13 protein-coding genes and 2 tRNA genes are annotated in these 17,779 nt (G+C 32.7%); 12 read left to right on the top strand and 3 right to left on the bottom strand.

Going from position 1 to position 17,779, the window contains the following annotated elements:
* Positions 1-29 precede the first annotated feature (29 nt).
* The 6 genes from ACIQ66_RS00795 (at position 30) to ACIQ66_RS00770 (ending at position 3,514) form a co-directional block, all read left to right on the top strand.
* Positions 30-737: a MotA/TolQ/ExbB proton channel family protein gene (locus ACIQ66_RS00795; protein ID WP_396210915.1), complete on the top strand. Its 708-nt coding sequence runs from the start codon at positions 30-32 to the stop codon at positions 735-737.
* Positions 737-1,132, top strand: a complete 396-nt coding sequence (locus ACIQ66_RS00790) for an ExbD/TolR family protein (protein ID WP_396210914.1) — start codon at positions 737-739, stop codon at positions 1,130-1,132. Before ACIQ66_RS00795 ends, ACIQ66_RS00790 begins: the two co-directional genes overlap by 1 nt.
* Before the next feature lie 6 nt (positions 1,133-1,138).
* On the top strand, positions 1,139-2,011 hold the full coding sequence (locus ACIQ66_RS00785) for an energy transducer TonB (RefSeq protein WP_396210913.1): 873 nt from the start codon (positions 1,139-1,141) through the stop codon (positions 2,009-2,011).
* Positions 2,012-2,029: 18 nt separating this feature from the next.
* Positions 2,030-3,250 carry a bifunctional folylpolyglutamate synthase/dihydrofolate synthase gene (locus ACIQ66_RS00780; protein WP_396210912.1) on the top strand — a complete coding sequence of 407 codons (1,221 nt, stop codon included), beginning with the start codon at positions 2,030-2,032 and terminating at the stop codon, positions 3,248-3,250.
* A gap of 72 nt (positions 3,251-3,322) precedes the next feature.
* A tRNA-Val gene (locus tag ACIQ66_RS00775) sits at positions 3,323-3,400 on the top strand.
* Positions 3,401-3,439: 39 nt separating this feature from the next.
* Positions 3,440-3,514: transfer RNA gene (locus ACIQ66_RS00770), tRNA-Val, on the top strand.
* A 42-nt stretch (positions 3,515-3,556) separates the two neighbouring features.
* On the opposite strand, the gene murF is transcribed toward ACIQ66_RS00770, so the two are convergent.
* Both murF and gldJ read right to left on the bottom strand, forming a co-directional pair.
* Positions 3,557-4,840, bottom strand: coding sequence for a UDP-N-acetylmuramoyl-tripeptide--D-alanyl-D-alanine ligase (gene murF, locus ACIQ66_RS00765; protein ID WP_396210911.1), 1,284 nt, complete (start codon positions 4,838-4,840; stop codon positions 3,557-3,559).
* A gap of 66 nt (positions 4,841-4,906) precedes the next feature.
* Entirely contained in the window at positions 4,907-6,577 is a 1,671-nt protein-coding gene (gene gldJ / locus ACIQ66_RS00760; RefSeq protein WP_396210910.1) for a gliding motility lipoprotein GldJ, read from the bottom strand.
* Between the two features lie 210 nt (positions 6,578-6,787).
* Between gldJ and porU the strand changes: the two genes are divergently transcribed.
* The 5 genes from porU to ACIQ66_RS00735 all read left to right on the top strand — a co-directional run bounded on the left by porU (position 6,788) and on the right by ACIQ66_RS00735 (position 15,216).
* On the top strand, positions 6,788-10,612 hold the full coding sequence (porU, locus tag ACIQ66_RS00755) for a type IX secretion system sortase PorU (protein WP_396210909.1): 3,825 nt from the start codon (positions 6,788-6,790) through the stop codon (positions 10,610-10,612).
* 36 nt (positions 10,613-10,648) lie between these two features.
* Positions 10,649-11,860 (top strand): type IX secretion system outer membrane channel protein PorV, encoded by a 1,212-nt coding sequence (porV, locus tag ACIQ66_RS00750; protein WP_396210908.1) that lies wholly within the window; start codon positions 10,649-10,651, stop codon positions 11,858-11,860.
* 67 nt (positions 11,861-11,927) lie between these two features.
* On the top strand, positions 11,928-12,410 hold the full coding sequence (cdd, locus tag ACIQ66_RS00745; RefSeq protein ID WP_396210907.1) for a cytidine deaminase: 483 nt from the start codon (positions 11,928-11,930) through the stop codon (positions 12,408-12,410).
* 173 nt (positions 12,411-12,583) lie between these two features.
* The gene (gene pdhA, locus ACIQ66_RS00740) at positions 12,584-13,582 is read left to right on the top strand and encodes a pyruvate dehydrogenase (acetyl-transferring) E1 component subunit alpha (RefSeq protein WP_396210906.1); all 999 of its coding nucleotides are present in this window, start codon (positions 12,584-12,586) and stop codon (positions 13,580-13,582) included.
* A gap of 2 nt (positions 13,583-13,584) precedes the next feature.
* The gene (locus tag ACIQ66_RS00735; protein ID WP_396210905.1) at positions 13,585-15,216 is read left to right on the top strand and encodes a 2-oxo acid dehydrogenase subunit E2; all 1,632 of its coding nucleotides are present in this window, start codon (positions 13,585-13,587) and stop codon (positions 15,214-15,216) included.
* Positions 15,217-15,447: 231 nt separating this feature from the next.
* Here ACIQ66_RS00735 and ACIQ66_RS00730 read toward each other — a convergent pair whose 3' ends face one another.
* Entirely contained in the window at positions 15,448-16,674 is a 1,227-nt protein-coding gene (locus ACIQ66_RS00730; protein WP_396210904.1) for a glycosyltransferase, read from the bottom strand.
* Between the two features lie 61 nt (positions 16,675-16,735).
* On the opposite strand from ACIQ66_RS00730, the gene ACIQ66_RS00725 reads away from it, so the two are divergent.
* A complete protein-coding gene (locus ACIQ66_RS00725; protein ID WP_396210903.1) occupies positions 16,736-17,317 on the top strand; it encodes a tRNA-(ms[2]io[6]A)-hydroxylase in 582 nt (193 codons plus the stop codon).
* Positions 17,318-17,779: the final 462 nt, after the last annotated feature.

The raw sequence follows: 17,779 nt of genomic DNA, 5'->3' as shown, positions 1-17,779 counted from the left end.
AATTTTAATCAATAAACAAAATTACAATTATGATTCATTTTCTTCAAGTCGATTCTACAGCAGTTGCTGGTCAAGTTGCCGAAAAAGCAGCCGAAGTAAAAGAAAAATTAACCGTTTTCGAATTAGTCTTCAGTGGAGGTTTAATTGGACAAATAATTATGTCTGTCATTTTCGTGCTTTTATTTTTCGCCATTTACTTGTATATAGAAAGATTACTTGCAATTAATGCCGCTTCTAAAATTGATGCAAATTTTATGAACAACATAAAACTGAATTTAACTAATGGTAAAATAGCCGAAGCTAAAATGCTTTGTGCTCAAACAAATTCACCAGTAGCAAGACTTATTGAAAAAGGAATTTCAAGAATAGGAAAGCCACTTGAAGATATCAATACTGCAATTGAAAATACCGGAAAACTAGAAATCTATAAACTAGAAAAGAATGTTAGTATGCTAGCAACTATTTCAGGAGCTGGTCCAATGACTGGATTCCTTGGAACGGTTGTTGGTATGGTTATATCATTTCAGAAAATGGCCGAAAGTGGTAGTAATAAAATTGAAATGAGCACTTTATCAGAAGGGATTTATACAGCAATGATGACAACTGTTGTTGGACTTATCGTTGGTATTATTGCTTATGTTGGATACAATCATCTAGTTACAAAAACTGATAAAGTAGTCAATCAAATGGAAGCTAAAGTAGTTGAATTTTTAGATTTATTAAACGATCCAGCCTAATGAATTTACGAGGAAGAAATAGAGTTACCGCTGAATTTAATATGTCGTCTATGACAGACATTGTATTTCTTTTGCTTGTCTTTTTTATGATTGCATCAACTACAATTGTCTCTACAAATGCTTTGGATTTAGTATTACCAAAATCATCAGGTAGTTCTGAAGAAGTGAAAAATGTATCGATTAGTGTTACTAAAAATCAAGAATATTTTATTGACACAAAAAAAGTGGAAGAATCAGCAATTGAAGAACAATTAAAAACGCTTTTAAAAGGACAAGAATCGCCTGCCGTAATGCTTCATGTTGAGAAAGGTGTTCCAATAGAAAAAGCTGTAACCGTAATGGATATTGCTTATAGAAATAATTTCAAAGTAGTTTTAGCTGTTGACCCAAAATAAGTAAATATGGCCGTTTTTGAAACCGAATACGAAAAAAAATCACTAACAATTACAACTGTTTTATTTATTTTGTTGTTTTTGTTTATGCTTTTTTTTGTTATTTACCCGCTTCCAGGTGACGAACTTGTTGAAGAAGGTGGTGGTGGCGGTGGCGAAATTGCTATAAATTTTGGTAACAGCGCAACAGGTTCCGGAGAGAATTACAAATCAACAAATTTAGATGTTGGTGCAAAAGCAACTCTTGTTAAAGAAACACCGGCTGTAAAAGAAATTTTAACCCAAAACACAAAAGCAGCACCAAGTGTAGCAAGTGTAAAAGCACCAACAAAAATCACAACACCAAAAGTAACCGAACCCATAAAACCAAAACCTTCAAAATCAACTTCGGATGCATTATCAAATCTTTTAAACGGCAATAAAAAAGGTGATGGCGATGATAAAACTGGAGGAAATAAAGGTAGTTCTAATGGATCAACTTCTAGTAATTCATATAATGGTGGTAGCGGAAACGGAACAGGCTCAGATGGCGGAAACGGCTCAGGACAAGGAATTGGAAGCGGAAGTGGCTACGGAAGTGGCAATGGAAGCGGCACTGGTTCTGGAAACGGAAATTATCAACTAGGAAATAGAAAAGCATTGAGTAAACCACAACCAAACTACACTTGTAACGAGCAAGGAGTTGTTGTGGTTCAAATAACTGTTGACCAAAATGGAATAGTAGTTGATGTAAAATCAGGAATAAGAGGAACAACCAACTCAGCGAGATGTTTATTAGACCAGGCAGAGATTGCTGCAAAAAAAACCAAATGGGAATCTGATAATGCTGCACCAGTAAAACAAGTTGGAAAAATTATCTATAACTTCAAATTAACCGAATAATATTCGGTTTTTTTATTTATGAACTATCAAGAAACAGTCAAATGGATGTTTGAGCAATTGCCTATGTACCAACATCAAGGTGCTTCAGCTTATAAAAAGGATTTAACTAACACGCTATTGTTGGCAAATTATCTTGGTAATCCAGAAAAAAAAATAAAGTGTGTACATGTTGCTGGTACAAATGGTAAAGGTTCTAGTTCACACATGCTTGCTTCAATATTTCAAGAAGCTGGTTACAAAACAGCACTTTATACTTCACCGCATCTAAAAGATTATCGTGAAAGAATAAAAATTAATGGAAAAGAAATTCCAGAAGATTTTGTTTGTGAATTTATAGCAAAACACCAATCTTTTTTTGAAGGAAACTCGTTAAGTTTTTTTGAAATGACAGTAGGTTTAGCTTTTGATTATTTTGAAAAAGAAAAAGTTGATATTGCTATTATTGAAGTTGGGATGGGTGGTCGATTAGATTCTACCAATATCATTACACCTTTGCTTTCTATAATTACAAATATTGGACTAGATCATACACAATTTTTGGGAACAACATTTAAAGAAATTGCGGGTGAAAAAGCAGGAATCATAAAAAACCAAGTCCCAGTTGTTATAGGTGAGTATATAAATGAAACTAAACCAGTTTTTATTGCTAAAGCACAAGAAACTAATTCAGAAATATATTTTGCAAGTGAGTTAATCAATAAAGAATACGCATCATCGTTAAAAGGCGATTATCAAAAATATAATAAAAAAACAGTTTTGCAATCAGTAAAAGTGGTTCAAGAAAAATATGATTATAAAATTTCTGAAACTAATATAAAGAATGGTTTCTTGAATGTAATTGAAAATACAGGCTTACAAGGTCGTTGGCAACTATTGAAAGAGAATCCAAAAGTAATTTGCGATACCGCACATAATAGACACGGATTGGAAATTGCATTGAATCAAATAGAAAAAGAGAAATTTAAACAATTACACATTGTTTTAGGAGTTGTAAATGACAAAGATTTGGATGAAATTTTGCCTTTATTTTCCAAAAAAGCAAAATATTATTTTTGTAAACCAAATATTCCGCGAGGTTTGGATGCAGAGGTTTTAAAGAAAAAAGCAACTTTATATGGATTAATTGGCAAAACATTTGATTCAGTTTCAATAGCTTACCGCGAAGCCTTACTAAATGCATCAGATGCTGATTTTATTTATATAGGGGGAAGCACTTTTGTAGTAGCAGAAGTTTTATAAAAAATGTTTGTAGAATAAAAAATAAGCTTTATATTTGCACCCTGATTAAGAGAAATCGAAATCAAGATAAAAGGGCGATTAGCTCAGCTGGTTCAGAGCACCTCGTTTACACCGAGGGGGTCGGGGGTTCGAACCCCTCATCGCCCACCAACTTTTATCAAAATATACTGATAATAATCAAGTATTATCGGGCGATTAGCTCAGCTGGTTCAGAGCACCTCGTTTACACCGAGGGGGTCGGGGGTTCGAACCCCTCATCGCCCACAAGAAAAAAACTCTTCAATTTTTGAGGAGTTTTTTTTTGTTTTACAAGAACTCTAAAGTTCTTTCCAATGCCATTCCTCTTGAACCTTTTATCAAGATAGATTTATTTCTAATTGGAGTGTTTTTTATAAATTCTGCAAGATCATCAAAAGATTTATAAAACTTAAAATGCGAATAATCAACTTTAATTGAGTAAAAATCTTTTCCTATAAAATAACAATCTAAATTTGATTCATTTTCTAACATTTTAACTATCAATTGATGTTCTTTTAGGCTTTCGCTTCCTAACTCAAACATATCTCCAATAATAATTACTTTATAATTTTTATTTAATTGAATAAAATTTTCTAAAGCTACTTTCATGCTACTTGGGTTTGCATTATAGGCATCTAGAATGATTTCATTTGTGTTTTTTACAATCAATTGTGATCTATTGTTTTCGGGAATATAACCTTCAATAGCTTCTTTAATTTCATTATTAGAAATGCCAAAATAGTTTCCAATAGTTACTGCAGCATTAATATTATTTGCGTTATACAATCCAATCAAATGAGATTTTACTTGAGTTTGATTAAACTCAATGCAAACAAATGGGTTAGCAGTACAATTCTTGATAAAAATTGTAGAATTGATATCTTTTTGACCAAAAGTTATTTTTTCAATACCCTCAGATTTTTCAACCTGAATAGTATCATCAAGATTAACAAAAACTTTTTTATTGTTACTTCTCAAACAGTTGTACATTTCACTTTTACCCTTAATAACGCCATCAATTCCGCCAAAACCTTCTAAATGCGCTTTTCCAAAGTTGGTAATATATCCATAATCAGGTTGAGTCAAATCACATAGAAACTCAATTTCTTTTTGATGATTAGCTCCCATTTCAACTATTCCAATTTCAGTTTTTTTATTAAATGAAAGTAGTGTCAATGGTACTCCAATATGATTGTTTAAGTTTCCAACTGTAGCTTTTACATTGAATTTCTTTGCAAGAACCACATTAATTAACTCTTTAGTAGTTGTTTTGCCATTACTACCTGTCAAAGCAATAATAGGAAGATTTAAATAGTGTCGGTGGTATTTGGCTAGCTCTTGAAGGGCTTCTAGGCTATTTGAAACAAGTATTGTGCGCTCATCAATATAGTAGCTGTTATTATCAATAATTACAAACAATGCCCCTTTACTTAATGCTTCTTGCGCGAAAGTATTTGCATCATAATTTTCTCCTTTTATAGCAACAAATAAAGAATTTTTTTCAATCTTTCTTGTATCAATAGAAACAGAAGAACATTTTAAAAATAAATTATGTATTTCTTGAATCGTCATTTTAAAAATAAATTTAAAAATAAAAGCCCTAACTAAAGGGCTTTTATAATATAGTATCAATAAATATTAATTTCTTGGTCTTTTCTTTTTGTCAGCTTTAGGACCAACTCTAGACATTGCACAACGGAAACCTATATAGTCAGTTGCCATATCTTGTGGAAAATATCTTCTTTGTGCTGGGTCTAGCCAATAAGCTCTATCTCTCCAAGAACCTCCTTTATAAACTCTTACGTCATCATTTACTAAAGTTGTTCTTTTGCTAGATCTGTCATATTTTCTAACCATGTTTCCTAAACTGTCAGTTGTAACATTATGTTTAGGAGAATCGTACATTGCATGCTTATCTTTAGTTTTGGCATCATCATCTTCTGATCCAAAATCAAAATATCTAGTAGATTGTTTATCACCATCTCTGTAATTTCTGTTATCAGATTTGTCGAAGTTTTGTCTTAAGTAAGTTTCTTTTTCATCAACAGGAACTCTAGCTATTTCTCCCGGGAAAGTTCTTGCTATAATTTTACCATTAGACAATGTGTCAAAAGTTTGAGTTTCGGCAGTAACAATTTCTACTTTACCGTCATCACCTATTTTATTTTTCATGTAAACATTACCTCTGAAGTAGTTGAAATCATTTGCTTCGTCATCAACCATTGGTCTGTAAACATCCGCAACCCATTCTGCAACGTTACCTGCCATATCATACAATCCAAAATCATTTGGAGCATAAGATTTAACAAACTGAGTAATATCAGCTCCATCATCAGACCAACCTGCTAATCCGCCGTAATCACCTTTACCTTGTTTAAAGTTAGCCAATTGATCACCTTTAACTTGACGTTTTCCTGAACGAGTATAAGAACCTGACCAAGGATATTTCTTTTGACCTTTGTAAATGTTATATTCTCTTTGCCCAACATCTGCCGCAGCTGCATATTCCCATTCGGACTCAGTTGGAAGTCTATATTCTGGCAAAATTAATCCAGAAGATCTTCTTGCATACACATTAACGCTGTCTTTTGCAGACTTAACCATTCCTCTTTTTAGTACAATTTCTTCATTTCCACCAAAAGTTTTTGTTGGAGCGGCAAGATAAGTTTCCGTACTAAAAGTAGATTCAGCTTTTGTATCTGTTACTTTAGCATCTTTTTTAAGATATCTAGCGTCTTCAAGAGTTTTTTCGTTAACACGGTCTGTTCTCCATTTGCTAAACTCAACTGCTTGAATCCAGTTAACGCCTACTACCGGGTATTTAGCATATGCTGGATGTCTCAAATAGTTATTAGTCATAGTTTCATTATAACCTAATCTATTTCTCCAAACTAAAGTATCTGGCAATGCACCGTCATAAATATTTCTGTAATTTTCTTGTTCTGGAGGGAAAACTCTTTTTAACCACTCAAGATATTCAAAGTACATAAGATTGGTAACTTCAGTTTCATCCATATAGAATGACTGAACGTGTTGCTGTGTTGGACTATTATTCCAATCGTGCATTACATCATCTTGAACTTTTCCCATGGTAAAGGTTCCGCCTTCAACCATAACCAATCCTGGAGCAGTAGCCTGCTTTTTAAAATTAGAAGCGTACTGAAAACCTCCTTTTTTGTCATTAATCTTCCATCCTGTTGCACTCGAAGTGTTTTTGGTGTCTTTTCCTTTTCCACAACTAGTCATAAGACCTAGAGTTATTACTAATGATAGTAACGACTTGACAATCATAATTTTGTTTACTTTCATACTTTTAGTAGGTAATAAATTTTGGGTGCAAGTTAACAATTAACATTTAATTTGCAACACCTTTTTTTAAAAAATAGCTTTTAATCGACAAAACAATGCTTACATCGAATATTAATAACGCAAAAGTTACTCAAATAGTATATAATTGAATTAAAAAAATTAATTTTACATTCTTAATACTATTTCAAAAAAAAAATCGTTTTTACTTCGATGAAAAATACCATTTTACTATTTATTCTATTTCTATATACTTTTTCTTTTGGTCAAAAGAAAGAAACTGTCACTATTAATTGGAGTAACAAAACCGAGTACATGGTTGGGGAAACCAAAATGACAATTCCTCAATTTGATGTTAGAAATTTTCTTTTTGATATAAATTCAAAAGAATTATTTTATGCTCTCAAAATTCCCTCAGAAAAATTTATTGACGAAAAATCGCTTATCATATCTAATGTTTCTTTTGAAATAATTTCCCAAGCAAGTTTGGTCGATTTAAATAACGCCTTAATTCCATCTAAAATTGAAGCAAGTATTTTTAATAATTACTCTCGAAATAAAATTATCTCCCGACTACAAATTTCACCTATAATTAAAGAAAATGGCATTTATAAAAAAGTGATTTCTTTTGATTACAGCTTCAATTATACCAATTCATATACTAACAGAAGAATGTCAATGAATCCAACAAATTCTGTATTGGCAACTGGAGAATGGTATCGCTTTTATATACAAAAATCTGGTGTATATTTTGTTTCTAAAAGTTTTTTGAAAAGCTTAGGTGTGAATGTTGATGATATTGACCCAAAAAAAATTCAATTATATGGAAACGGTGGCAGAATGCTCCCATTAAAAAACAGTACAATTTACCCCGACGATTTAACAGAAAATGCTATACAAGTTATTGGTGAAAACGATGGTGTTTTTAATGATTCAGACGGAATTTTATTTTATGGAGAAGGAATAGATAATTGGAATGATGAAAGCCAAACAAATGGAAATTTATATGCCGACAAATCTTATTATTATATAACAATTTCTAATGTTGACGGAAAAAGAATTCCTGAAAACATTCAACCAACTGAAAATAGCACTTTAACTATTACAGATTTTGACGACTCTCAATTTCACGAAGTTGACAATGTAAATGTTGGTAAAGTAGGACGAACTTGGTTTGGAGAAGATTTTGACACTCAAAACATTCAAAACTTTAACTTCTCTATTCCTAACATAGCTCCATCTACAAGTATTGCTATTTCTACTCATCTAGCAGCAAAATCTACTAGTAGCTGTTCATTCAAGATTGAAGCAAACAATCAATTATTATCTACGCCTTCAATTAGTGCGGGCGATGGCAAACTCCCAAAAGACACAACTTTTTCATCTTCTTCAATACCTCCAGCCGAGAGTTTAAATATAAAATTGACTTTTAATAATAATGGTGTTCCTACTGCCAATGGTTATTTAGATTATATAAATATAAAGTATAAACGAATACTAATTGGAAATGGCAAACAATTTAGATTTCAAAATAATGCAACAGGAACTAATTCCGTGAAAGAATATCAAATTTCTAATGCTACAGGAATTGGACAAGTTTGGGATATAACTGATATATATAATGTTTCAAAATATACAAATAATGCACAATCTTCTTTTTCGTTTAAATCAAACGCAACTGATGTCAGAAAATATATAGCTGTTTCAGGAAATGATTTATATTCCCCTCAAAGAGAAAGCCAATCTAAAGTCTCCAATCAAAACTTGAAAGGCACTATTTTCAAAAATGCTCAAGGAACTCTACAAGATATTGATTACTTAATAATCACTCCTTCTATTTTCTATAATCAAGCGGAAAGATTGGCAAATTTTCATAGAAATTATTCTTTGCTAAATGTAAAAGTAGTTACTTTAGAAAGTATTTACCCTGAATTTTCTTCTGGAAAACAAGATGTTGCAGCAATTCGCAATTTTATAAAATATGTATATAACAATGCTTCTTCACCAGAAAAAAAGGTTAAATATGTAAATATGTTTGGTGATGCGTCATATGATTTTAAAAACAGAATAGCAAACAATACTAATTTTGTTCCAATTCTACATTCTATATATAGTTATTCTTTAAATGAGTCAGCATTTGCAAGCGATGATTTCTTTGTTTACATGGACGATAACGATGGGTATGTGAAAAATGGAACTGCGAATGACAATTTAATTGGAGATATGGACATTGCTATTGGCAGAATGATTGCCAATTCTACTCAACAAGCTGATGAGTTGGTTACAAAAGTTATAGAATACCATGACTTCAAATCATACGGAAATTGGAGAAATAACTTTGTCATTATTTCAGATGACGCAGATACAACTGGTGATAGCACTTTGCAAGTTCAGCTTAATCAGCTAGCTGACGAAATAGTAACAGAAAAACCATTTATGAACTCCAAGAAAATTTTACTTGATTCATATGTTCAAGAAACTTCTGCCGGCGGAAAAAGATACCCACAAGTCAGAAAAGATATTTTTAATGCATTTGAAAACGGGGCATTGGTATTCAATTACCTTGGTCATGGAGGTGAAGATGGTTTATCGCAAGAAAGAATTTGGGAAAAATCAGATGGACAAAACCTTAATAACCGTTATAAATACCCTTTATTTATAACTATTACTTGCGATTTTTCAAGGTTTGACAACCCATCCAGACCAACAGGTGGCGAATATACTTTTTGGAATCCAAAAGGAGGTGCTATTGCCATGCTCACTACAGTTAGAGAGATTGGACAATTTACTGGTGAACAATTTAACTTTGACATTACCAAATATGTGTTTTCATACGATACAAATGATTATGTATCTATTGCAGAAGCCCTACGATTAGCAAAAAATGATTATAATGGAGGTGTAAAAATTGTTGCCTGTCTTGGCGACCCAGCATTAATGCTTGCTATGCCAAAACCCCAAGTGAAATTAACTAAAGTAAATGACATTCCTATTTCACAACCTATTGAAGACTTTAAAGCACTCTCTTTCATAAAAATTAATGGAGAAGTTACCGACGAAAATGGCGTTCTTTTAACTAGTTACAACGGAGAAGTTGCTATACAAATTTTTGACAAACAAATTGTTCGAACTACATTAAATAATGATTTTAAGAATTCTGTAATGAATTTTAATACCCTTGGCGAGACCATTTTTAGAGGAAATGCCACTGTAGTAAACGGGAATTTTGAATTCGGATTTGTTGTTCCAAGAGATATTACAATAGCTGTAGGGAATGGCAAAATGAGTTTTTACGCTAAAAGAAATAACATTTTACTAGACAAAACAGGTTATAACACCACTATAAAAATTGGTGGTGTAAACCTAAACGCTCCAACTGACAATACAGCTCCAACGGTAAAATTATACATGAATGACAAAACATTTATATCTGGCGGAATTACAAATGAATCACCAATATTCTTAGCTTTTCTTGAAGATGAAAATGGAATTAACACAGCAAGCGGTATTGGTCACGATATAATTGCAATTTTAGACGGTGACGAAACTAACCCGATCAAGTTGAACGATTATTACGAAACCGAATTAGACAATTACAAATCAGGAAAACTAAAATATCCTTTTCGAAATTTAGCCATTGGACTACATACAATCACTTTTAAAGCTTGGGACGTTTATAACAATCCTATTTCTGCCGAAATTCAATTTATAGTTGTTGGTGATGATTCAGTAACGCTTACTAATGTTTTGAATTATCCAAATCCGTTTGTAAATTATACACAATTTTGGTTTACACATAACAAGCCTTTTGAACCACTCGATGTTCAAGTACAAATTATGACTATAACAGGAAAAGTTATTTGGACAAAAAATCAAGTTGTAATGACTGATGGTTTCTTGTCAAAAGAAATCTCATGGGATGGAAAAGACGACTTTGGAGACAAGATTGGAAAAGGTGTTTATATCTACAAATTAACCGTCAAATCAACAATTTCAAATTCTAAAACAGAAAAATTTGAGAAACTTGTAATACTTTAATAAAATACTATATTTGTAATTATTTAAAAATGTAAAATGAAGAAGATTTTAATACTATTAGTTAGCACATTATTAATACAACAAATTACTGCTCAAGAAACTCCAACAAGAGTTATTACTACTGGAGTTCCGTTTCTAATGATTGCAGCCGATGCACGTTCTGCCGGTATGGGTGATCAAGGTGTTGCTACATCAGCTGATGCATTTTCTCAACAATACAATCCAGCAAAATATGCATTTTCTCTTGAAAAACAAGGATTTTCAATAAGCTATACTCCTTATTTATCTGAATTAGTAAACGATATTTCACTAGGTCAAGTAAATTATTTCAACAGAATTAGTGAGTACAGTGCTTTCTCAAGCAGCTTAAGATATTTTAGCTTAGGTGAAATTAATTTAACAAATAATGAAGGTGTTGATCAAGGAATTGTAAAACCTGCAGAATTTGCAATTGATGGTGCTTATGCACTAAAATTAAGTGACCGTTTTTCAATGTCTGTTGGAGGACGTTTCATTAGTTCAAATTTAAGACTTGCTTCTGAAGGACGAAGTAATGTTGCAGCAAACTCATTCGCAGTTGATGTAGCTGGTTTTTATCAATCTGAAGAAATTGCTTTTAATGATTTTAATGGGCGTTGGAGAGCAGGATTCAATTTTCAAAACTTAGGTCCTAAAATTAGCTATGATGAAGAGCAAAGTGATTTAAATTCAAACTTTTTGCCTTCGTTATTAAGATTGGGCGCAAGTTTCGATTTTATCCTAGATGATTACAACAAAGTTTCGCTAAGTACCGAATTTACAAAACTACTAGTTCCTACTCCTCAAGTTCCAGGTATTCCAGTTGACACAAATGGAGATGGAGATTTTGATGATGCTGAAGACATAACTCAAGATGAACAAAATTCTATAACAAGAGAGAACTACAACGGTATAGGTTGGTCATCCGGAATTTTCAAATCATTCAACGATGCACCAGATGGTTTTTCAGAAGAATTAAAAGAAGTTACTTACTCAATTGGATCAGAATATATGTATCAAGATTCTTTTGCTATGCGACTTGGTTATTTCCACGAAAGTCCAGTAAAGGGAGCAAGACAATACTTTACACTAGGAGCAGGTTTTAAATATAGCGCAATTAAAGTAGATGTTTCCTATTTATTTTCAGCTTCTAAAGTTAAAAATCCATTAGAAAATACGCTTCGATTCTCATTGAGCTTTGCTTTTGGAGACAAATATGATGAATATTAAAAAACAATAAATTAAATAACAATCCAAATTTCTAATCGAAGTTTGGATTTTTTTTCCTCTATAACTAATGAAAGAAATTAACATTAACACCACTATTTCAGTTTTCAACGGAATTAATGAATTGACTGAAGAAATTCAAAATTTAATGAGTCAAGCCATTGAAACACGCAAAAATGCTTATGCTCCTTATTCTAATTTTAGAGTTGGTGCTGCAATATTACTAGATAATGGAAAAATTGTTTTAGGTTCTAATCAAGAAAATGCTGCTTATCCATCAGGCTTATGTGCCGAACGAGTAGCAATTTTTCAAGCTGGAGCTATTTATCCAAATGCTAAAATCGTTAAATTAGCAATTACAGCAGCATCGGATACTAATCCAACGTTATTTCCAATTCCACCATGCGGCGCATGTCGTCAATCAATTGCAGAATACGAGTTCAAACAAGATACTCCTATCGAAATTTATTTCATGGGTGAATCTGGAGAAGTTTATAAATCAAATTCAATAAATAATTTATTGCCGCTTTCATTTGACAAAACATCTTTGTAAGCTATAACGATATAGTTGATATTTAAGAATAAACAGTTATTAAAAAATGCTATTTTAATTCTGAATTATTTTTACTTCTACTATCAATATCTTACTTTTGCAATTCGCAAATTTAATAATTCGCAATTTGTGATACGATTACAATACATTTAATCAACGTAATTCATTAAAAAATGAAACCAATTACAAAAGAAACCTACCTTCAATGGTACGAAGAAATGCAGTTCTGGAGAAAATTTGAAGACAAATTAGCCGCTGTATATATTCAACAAAAAGTTAGAGGATTTTTACATTTATATAATGGTCAAGAAGCAGTTCTTGCAGGAGCAATACACGCAATGGACTTGTCTAAAGACAAAATGATTACGGCTTATCGTAATCACGTTCAGCCAATCGCAATGGGTGTTGATCCTAAAAAAGTAATGGCAGAACTTTACGGTAAAGTAACTGGAACATCAAAAGGAATGGGGGGTTCTATGCACATTTTCTCTAAAGAACACGGTTTTTATGGCGGTCATGGTATTGTGGGTGCACAAATTCCAGTAGGAGCAGGAATGGCTTTTGCCGATAAATATTTTGAAACTGGTGGTGTTACTTTAACCTATTTTGGTGATGGTGCAGCACGTCAAGGTTCACTTCATGAGGCTTTTAATATGGCTATGCTATGGAAACTTCCAGTAGTATTCATTTGTGAAAATAATGGATATGCCATGGGAACTTCTGTAGAAAGAACTGCAAATCACACAGATATTTGGAAACTAGGTTTAGGATACGAAATGCCATGTGGACCAGTTGACGGAATGAATCCTGTAAAAGTTGCTGAAGCTATGCAAGAAGCAATTGATAGAGCACGTCGTGGTGACGGACCAACATTTTTAGAAATGAAAACCTACCGTTATAGAGGTCACTCAATGTCGGATGCTCAATTGTATAGAACAAAAGACGAAGTGGAAGAGTATAAAAAAATCGATCCAATTACTCAAGTTCTAGACATTATAAAGGAGAAAAAATACGCAACAGATGCTGAAATTGAAGCAATGGATCAACGAGTAAAAGACTTGGTTGACGAATGCGAAAAATTTGCTGAAGAATCTCCATTCCCAGAAGTACAACAATTATATGATGTAGTTTACGAACAAGAAAATTATCCTTTCATTCCTCATAGATTATAATTATGGCAACAATAATAACAATGCCTCGTTTGAGCGATACTATGACAGAAGGAACTGTTGCAATCTGGCTTAAAAAAGTAGGCGATACAATAAAAGAAGGCGATATTTTAGCTGAAATCGAAACCGATAAAGCTACAATGGAATTTGAGTCTTTCAATTCAGGTGTTTTACTACACATCGGAATTGAAGCAGGTCAAACTGCTCCAATTGATTCATTATTAGCCATTATAGGAAAAGAAGGCGAAGATATTAGTTCTTTAATTTCAAATACTTCAAACTCCAAATCCAAAGAAGAAAAAGTTGAAGTTAAAGAAGATGTTGCTCAACCTACAACCCAAAACCTACAACCAATAACCTTACCAGCAGGCGTAAAAGTTATCACGATGCCACGTCTAAGTGACACAATGACTACAGGAACGGTAGCAAGTTGGTTAAAAAAAGTTGGCGATGCAGTAAAAGAAGGTGATATTTTAGCAGAAATTGAAACCGATAAAGCAACGATGGAATTCGAATCTTTCAATGAAGGAACTTTATTATACATTGGAATTCAAGAAGGAGAATCTGCTCCAGTAGATAGTGTTTTAGCAATCATCGGACCAGCAGGAACTGACATTACAGGAATAGCTGAAAACTATTCAAAAGGTGGTGAAGCATCAGCAGTTGCAAAAACAGAAACTCCTGCTCCAGTTGCTTCATCTCAACCAGATCAAGAAACAACAACTTCAGATAACGGAAGAATTTTCGCTTCTCCATTAGCAAAACAAATAGCTAAGGATAAAGGAATCAGTCTTTCTCAAGTAAAAGGTTCTGGTGAAAACGGAAGAATCGTTAAAAGTGATGTAGAAAACTTTACAGCTTCTTCATCTCAACAACAAACTGTCATCCCGAGCGCAGTCGAGGGAACACTACCTACAACCCAAAACCTACAACCTAAAACTATAATTGCAGGTGAAGTTGTAACTGAAGAAATCAAGAATTCGCAAATGCGAAAAATTATTGCTAAACGTTTAGCTGAATCATTATTCACAGCGCCTCACTACAATTTAACGATTGAAGTAAGCATGGACGAAGCAATGAAATCAAGAGCTATGATTAATTCTGTGCCAGACACCAAAGTATCCTTCAACGATATGGTAATCAAAGCTTGTGCAATGGCATTAAAAAAACATCCAAAAATCAACTCACAATGGAAAGAAGATGCCATTACCATCAATCACCACGTGAATATTGGTGTTGCAGTAGCTGTAGAGGACGGATTAGTAGTTCCTGTTTTACGTTTTACTGACGCAATGAGTTTGTCTCAAATAGGAGAAAGTGTAAGAGATTTAGCAGGAAGAGCAAAAACCAAAAAATTACTTCCAAACGAAATGGAAGGAAGTACATTTACAGTTTCAAATCTTGGAATGTTTGGTATAGTTGAATTCAATTCAATTATTAACCAACCAAATTCAGCCATCCTTTCAGTTGGAGCAATTATAGAAAAACCAGTTGTTAAAAACGGACAAATAGTAGTTGGAAACACCATGATGCTATCATTAGCATGCGATCACAGAACAATTGACGGAGCAACAGGAGCTCAATTTTTACAAACATTAAAAATGTTTATCGAAAATCCAGTGACTATGTTAGCTTAATCAAAAGTGATATAAATACAAGTCCCGTTCAGAAATGAGCGGGATTTTTTTATTTGGAGCGAATGGTTCGGGCATTTTAAGATTCCCTATTCCTGCTTTCCGTTCTATCTCGTCCTTAAAGACGAGATGCCACTGCAATCAGGGCTAATTAGTTAATGTATTGAATAGAAATAAGAATAATAAAACAGCATAATAGAAAATCAAAACAATACGTTTAATCCGTGGAAAAAATCATTTCTTGTTTTTTCCCTCAATCCATTTACTCATATATTTAGTACTAGAAAGTAAATGATGTTGTAAAATAGAACCAATAAAATTTTTATTTCGATGTTGTTTTAAATTTTCTAAAAGCGAATTAATTTCAGCAATAAAATCCTTTTCAAAAAGTGATTTTTTATAACGTTTATCTAAAATCACAAATCCATTTTCTTGAGACTGTTTCCATAAGTTTTCATCCTCATATAGTTGAACAACTGCATCTACAAACTCATTTGGATTGTCTTTCACAAAACCATTCCAATCAAAAGTTCCAGCCATAGATTCCGCACCAATTGAAGAAGTTACGCTTGGAGTTCCGCATCGCATCGCTTCAAGTAATTTACCTTTAATTCCAGCACCAAAACGAATAGGAGCTAAAACAACTTTGGCATTATTAACAACTTCAAAAGCATCATTAGCTCTTCCTTTGATGTAGAAATTTTGTTTAGGCTTATGCAACTCCAAAACTTTTTGCGATGGATAAGCACCATAAATCAACATTTTGGCATCAGGTAATTTATTGTGTAATAATGGCCAAATCGTTTCTGATAAATATTTTACACAATCCCAATTAGGTTCATGCAAAAAGTTTCCAATAAAAACAAAATCATTTCGTTCTATAAAAGATGGTATTAGATTTAAACGTTCTGCAAAAATTGGTAAATAAAACAATAAATCCTTTGAAATAGTAAACTGCTTTTGAAGCAATTCCATTTCAAATTCCGAAACCATCAAAGATAAATCACAACGAAGAATACTCGCAATTTCTCGTTTAGCAACTTCTGAAAATAAATCTTCGAATGTAAACTCTCTATTTTCTTTAACTGCAAGTTGTCTTGCTTGACGCAAACAATGCAAATCCTCAGTATCAAGCAATTTTAAAGCATTTGGACAGCTTTCTGAAACACGCCAACCAAATTGCTCTTCCGCCATAAACCGATCAAACAAAACGACATTTGGATTCAAATCTTTTACAAAATCATCAAAAGTGGATGAATTTAATTCAATAGTTTTTGCTGAAACACCTAAAACTGAAACATCTACTGAAAAATCTAAATTTTGTGCAGTACTTGCAAAGGTTATTGCATAACCATTTGTTTGGAATAGTTCTATTAATTGCATCATCCTACTTCCAGCAGCAGATGATTTTGGTTCTGGCCAAACAAAGCCAATTATTAATAAAGTTTTATTTTTTAGCATAATTACAAATACAATTACAAAGAAAAGATTTAATTTTACAACAAATTAAAATTATACAAAAATGTTAGGTCTAAAATTAAAAACCGACCCAAGATGGGTTACAATAGTTGAATCAAACATTGAAGAAATTCTAACAGATCATGCTTGGTGCGAGCAAAAGGCTGCAACAAACATTATTACAATCATAACCTATAATTCAGAACATGAAGAATTAGTTACTGATTTGTTGGAAATAGCCAAAGAAGAATTAGAACATTTCCAAATGGTTCACAACATAATTAAGGAGCGCGGATTAAAATTAGGAAGAGAAAGAAAAGACCATTACGTAAATGAACTTTTCAAGTTCATGAAAAAAGATGGTAGTCGAAATGACTCTTTTATCGATAGATTGTTATTTTCTGCAATGATTGAAGCTAGAAGTTGTGAACGTTTTAAAGTGCTATCTCAAAATATAGAAGACAAAGAACTAGCAGAATTTTACAGAGAATTAATGATAAGTGAAGCAGGACATTACACAACATTTCTAAAGTTCGCTAGAAAGTATACTGAAAAAGTAGATGTTGATAAACGTTGGGCAGAATGGTTAGAATATGAAGGAGATCTAATCAGTAACTACGGTAAAAAAGAAACCGTACACGGATAATTTAGCAAACCAATAATAATTCAAAAAGCAATATCTAAATACGATATTGCTTTTTTTTACATCATCCATAAAACAAAAAAACTCAATCTAACAAGACTAAGGTTTTCTAAAAAAAAAGGCGGCCAATAGATGCCAACGGCCGACACATTGCCACCAAAAAAAGAAAGCCTCGACTTTTGTTCGGGGCTTTACTAAAAAAAGGCGGCGACATACTCTCCCACAAATTGCAGTACCATCTGCGCAGGTGGACTTTAGACTAACAAATATTTATGCTTAAATTTTGTTGCTCCACAGGTTTTAGGATTGATCCGGCTTAACTTCTCTGTTCGACAATCTTTAATTAATTTTTTCTAAAAATTTATAGCAACAAAAAAACCCTATCCGATTTGGATAGGGTTTTCTAAAAAAAGGCGGCGACATACTCTCCCACAAATTGCAGTACCATCTGCGCAGGCGGGCTTA

The sequence above is a fragment of the Flavobacterium sp. genome (assembly GCF_044377315.1).
Classification (GTDB): Bacteria; Bacteroidota; Bacteroidia; order Flavobacteriales; family Flavobacteriaceae; genus Flavobacterium.
The sequence above is the reverse complement of the archived record's forward strand: the minus strand, read 5'-3'. Positions and strand labels throughout refer to the sequence as shown.

Bases quoted from the DNA above. Each gene is read 5' to 3' on its own strand.
- murF (WP_396210911.1), bottom strand. From the start codon at position 4,840: ATGACGATTCAAGAAATACATAATTTATTTTTAAAATGTTCTTCTGTT.
- ACIQ66_RS00790 (WP_396210914.1), top strand. From the start codon at position 737: ATGAATTTACGAGGAAGAAATAGAGTTACCGCTGAATTTAATATGTCG.
- ACIQ66_RS00785 (WP_396210913.1), top strand. From the start codon at position 1,139: ATGGCCGTTTTTGAAACCGAATACGAAAAAAAATCACTAACAATTACA.
- pdhA (WP_396210906.1), top strand. From the start codon at position 12,584: ATGAAACCAATTACAAAAGAAACCTACCTTCAATGGTACGAAGAAATG.
- ACIQ66_RS00735 (WP_396210905.1), top strand. From the start codon at position 13,585: ATGGCAACAATAATAACAATGCCTCGTTTGAGCGATACTATGACAGAA.
- ACIQ66_RS00780 (WP_396210912.1), top strand. From the start codon at position 2,030: ATGAACTATCAAGAAACAGTCAAATGGATGTTTGAGCAATTGCCTATG.
- porV (WP_396210908.1), top strand. From the start codon at position 10,649: ATGAAGAAGATTTTAATACTATTAGTTAGCACATTATTAATACAACAA.
- gldJ (WP_396210910.1), bottom strand. From the start codon at position 6,577: ATGAAAGTAAACAAAATTATGATTGTCAAGTCGTTACTATCATTAGTA.
- ACIQ66_RS00795 (WP_396210915.1), top strand. From the start codon at position 30: ATGATTCATTTTCTTCAAGTCGATTCTACAGCAGTTGCTGGTCAAGTT.
- ACIQ66_RS00725 (WP_396210903.1), top strand. From the start codon at position 16,736: ATGTTAGGTCTAAAATTAAAAACCGACCCAAGATGGGTTACAATAGTT.
- cdd (WP_396210907.1), top strand. From the start codon at position 11,928: ATGAAAGAAATTAACATTAACACCACTATTTCAGTTTTCAACGGAATT.
- ACIQ66_RS00730 (WP_396210904.1), bottom strand. From the start codon at position 16,674: ATGCTAAAAAATAAAACTTTATTAATAATTGGCTTTGTTTGGCCAGAA.
- porU (WP_396210909.1), top strand. From the start codon at position 6,788: ATGAAAAATACCATTTTACTATTTATTCTATTTCTATATACTTTTTCT.